This is a genomic window from Rhizobium sp. SEMIA 4085 (assembly GCF_013004495.1).
Lineage (GTDB): Bacteria > Pseudomonadota > Alphaproteobacteria > Rhizobiales > Rhizobiaceae > Rhizobium > Rhizobium gallicum.
This window is the reverse complement of record NZ_JABEPH010000522.1, coordinates 1-3054: the sequence shown is the minus strand read 5'-3', so window position 1 is coordinate 3054 and position 3054 is coordinate 1. Positions and strand designations below refer to the sequence as shown.

The following is a 3054-nucleotide window of genomic DNA, read 5'->3' as shown; positions in this document are numbered from 1 at the left end:
CGCTGTCCAGCCGACGGAATAGCCTCAGCCCATCGGCGCAAACGCCGGTCAGACCATAACCGACACAAGGAAAGCCGCCAGTTGAAGGCGTAACCCGATAGCGGGCCCCTTCATGGAATGCTTGGTTCGCCTCGTGCAAGAGGAGCTTCTGTCCGATTTTGTTGTGACGAAGGAACAGCGTCGCGGAATGGCGATCATTGGCGATCCTGATCCGGACGTGCTTGCCAGGCTTCAAATTTTCTACACCTGCGTGGCGCTCGGAATGGAGGAACGTACCTGCCTCCAAATATCTTCGTTGATGACAATGAACCACGAGGGGTTCGGGCGTGTCGTTCTAACGACAGGACGGGGCGTCGCGCAACAGGGCAAGACAGTCGGGCGGTACTCGCTAATGGCGATCAAAGCGCATAGTCCGCAGAATCACGTTCGAGAGCAACTTGCGGACTTGCGCCAATCCCGTCGAACAGCAGGCCCGCGACGGAAGGGTAGTCGCGGAACCAGCGCTGTTTGCAAGTCGGCAAGGCGGCAGGCCCAAGAACCTTGACCTCAAGTATGTCAGGTTTCCGGCGTTCGGTGGAGGTGGAGGACGTTTGATCCATTGATGCCATCATGACCTCTCCTTCGCAGCTCTTCAGCTGCCTTCACGCTTGCTGGATAAACCGGTCTTGGATGGCAAAAATCAGCGTTGCCTGACCGATATACGGCATACACGAGGCTGATGAAGTAGGCGACCTGGACTACCAAAAATTCTGGAAGCAGAACGAAAATCGTCCGAGTTATGGACAGTGAGGCTGCGTATGCTGAACCTCCACTCACGATGATAATCAGCAGCAGGATACGAAAAAATGCTCGAAAGGACACGATAAACTCTCCTAATCATGCGTATCAGTGATCGACTCTTGAAGCGCCGACGTGGGTTTGACAGTTCTTTGGGCAGACACGCGCGCAGTCTCCACAGCCAAGGCAGCGCCCTGGCTGGTGGACGACCATAATCATACGATTTAGCTGATCATCTAAATCATCATCTTCGGACACCTCGAAGATCTCCCCCAGTTCGTCGACCCCGTGAAGACGCATCCCTTGTCGTGAGCAGACCTTGAAGCAGCGCCCGCATCCAATGCAGGTAACCGCATCGATGCAAGTCAGGTATTGAGGTTCCCAGCTTGAACCATCGCGCGTGAGGAATGGTCCTGTCATCACGACTTCTCCGAAATCGAAAGCCTTTTTCGTGCGGCGTCCAACTCTGCGAAAACATCGAATGTCTTTTCGGCCACGACCTTGATGTAGGTCCAGCGAACCGGGAGGTCCTCAGCCAGGTCATGCAGCTCCAGCTTCGCCGATGCGGCGCGGAACTGCAACTTGCGTACAATTTTGAGCTGCTCATCAAGGTTCACCATGGTTCCCTCATTTTACGTCGAACGTTATGCCCGCGCCACATCCGGAAAAGCAAAGATGATTTTCATGGCATCGTCGAGAAACCCCTCACCGCATCTCGATAGCTCTTGCAGGGAGCCGAAACCAAAGCGATGGACATCGCGGTAGTGTCTTCGACAATATCACCAGAGGCATTTCCTATCTCCTGTTTGCAAGGCCCTCAGCGCCCGACTTTAGGTGCGGACCGGCAGATATTCTTTGAGATTGAGCAAATTCTGGTTCAATTCTTGAGGGCGAGCGGCAAAGTGAGCTCCCGGGCCGGCTATTGTCTCCTCTCGAATGCGGTGTTCTTGCGCCTCCACCTGTCCCGGCTCGCGTTGTCGTTGGGAGCTTTCGGAATGCGACCCTCACGCAACAGCCATCGGCTTGAAAAGCGCGATTGTCTGTAACCAAAGTCAGCAGAGCGGGAAAACCTGTAGCGTTCGTTGATATGGATCAACGACTTGTTGCCCCTCTCGTGGGAACTGTTCCCACGTGGCAAGAAAGACGGCCGTCCATGGCGCGGTCGTCTGCGGCTTGGAGGCCATGACATGAATTACCCCGCTGAAACCGTGTTGGTTGCGGTTGGCGCTTTCTTGGCACTGGTTGGTGCCGGAGCCGCTCATGATCAGCTTTTTGCGGCCCACATGGGGGTCCTGTTCTTCTGCCTCCTGGCAGGCACAGTGTTGCTGCTGCTGCGGGTTGATTTTTCGCCAGGGGGAGCTCGCGTCAAGGCCGGATCGGGGCCCTATTTTGACGAGGTTATCCGGTATGGATTGATCGCCACCGTCTTTTGGGGCGTGATCGGCTTCCTGGCAGGTGTCGTCATCGCCCTCCAACTTGCCTTTCCTGATTTGAATGTTGCGCCACATTTTAACTTTGGTCGGCTCCGCCCCGTTCATACCTCCGCCGTCATTTTCGCGTTTGGCGGCAATGCTTTAATAATGACTTCCTTCTACGTCGTGCAGCGTACCTGTCGGGCCCGCCTCTTCGGCGGCAATCTCGGCTGGTTCGTATTTTGGGGCTACCAGCTCTTCATCGTCATGGCCGCGACCGGCTACCTCCTGGGGATCACCGAGGGGCGGGAATATGCGGAGCCCGAATGGTATGTCGATGTCTGGCTAACCCTTGTTTGGGTTGCCTATCTCGTCGCCTTTCTGGGAACGATCCTGAAGCGCAAGGAACCGCATATCTACGTTGCGAACTGGTTCTACCTGAGCTTCATCGTCACGATCGCCATGTTGCACGTCGTCAACAATCTGGCCGTGCCGGTCTCTTTCCTCGGTTCGAAGAGCTATTCGCTTTCTTCGGGCGTGCAGGACGCTCTGACCCAGTGGTGGTACGGCCATAACGCGGTTGGCTTCTTCCTGACTGCCGGCTTCCTGGGCATGATGTATTATTTCGTGCCGAAGCAGGCCAACCGCCCGGTCTATTCCTATCGCCTGTCGATCATCCACTTCTGGGCCTTGATCTTCATGTATATCTGGGCCGGTCCGCATCATCTGCACTACACCGCGCTGCCGGATTGGGCGCAGACGCTCGGCATGGTCTTCTCCATCATGCTCTGGATGCCCTCGTGGGGCGGTATGATCAACGGTATAATGACGTTATCGGGCGCCTGGGACAAGATCCGCACAGACC

At 55.8% G+C, this 3054-nt stretch carries 4 protein-coding genes and 2 pseudogenes; 2 read left to right on the top strand and 4 right to left on the bottom strand.

All coding sequences use genetic code 11. From position 1 onward, the window contains the following. Positions 1-112 precede the first annotated feature (112 nt). A pseudogene (locus C9413_RS34030) lies at positions 113-355 on the top strand (DUF269 domain-containing protein); the annotation flags it as partial. A gap of 43 nt (positions 356-398) precedes the next feature. On the opposite strand, the gene C9413_RS34025 reads toward C9413_RS34030, so the two are convergent. The 4 genes and pseudogenes from C9413_RS34025 to C9413_RS30280 form a co-directional block, all read right to left on the bottom strand. Next, positions 399-608: a hypothetical protein gene (locus tag C9413_RS34025; RefSeq protein ID WP_223844079.1), complete on the bottom strand. Its 210-nt coding sequence runs from the start codon at positions 606-608 to the stop codon at positions 399-401. 277 nt (positions 609-885) lie between these two features. After that, on the bottom strand, positions 886-1197 hold the full coding sequence (gene fdxB / locus C9413_RS30290) for a ferredoxin III, nif-specific (protein ID WP_082046641.1): 312 nt from the start codon (positions 1195-1197) through the stop codon (positions 886-888). After that, positions 1197-1397 (bottom strand): CCE_0567 family metalloprotein, encoded by a 201-nt coding sequence (locus C9413_RS30285; protein ID WP_040114203.1) that lies wholly within the window; start codon positions 1395-1397, stop codon positions 1197-1199. The genes fdxB and C9413_RS30285 overlap by 1 nt, the downstream gene beginning before the upstream one ends. A gap of 24 nt (positions 1398-1421) precedes the next feature. Continuing rightward, positions 1422-1563, bottom strand: a pseudogene (locus tag C9413_RS30280) (DUF269 domain-containing protein); the annotation flags it as partial. Between the two features lie 401 nt (positions 1564-1964). Between C9413_RS30280 and C9413_RS30275 the strand changes: the two are divergent. Then, positions 1965-3054: cbb3-type cytochrome c oxidase subunit I (locus C9413_RS30275; RefSeq protein ID WP_170251340.1), on the top strand; the 1090-nt coding region annotated here is incomplete at its 3' end.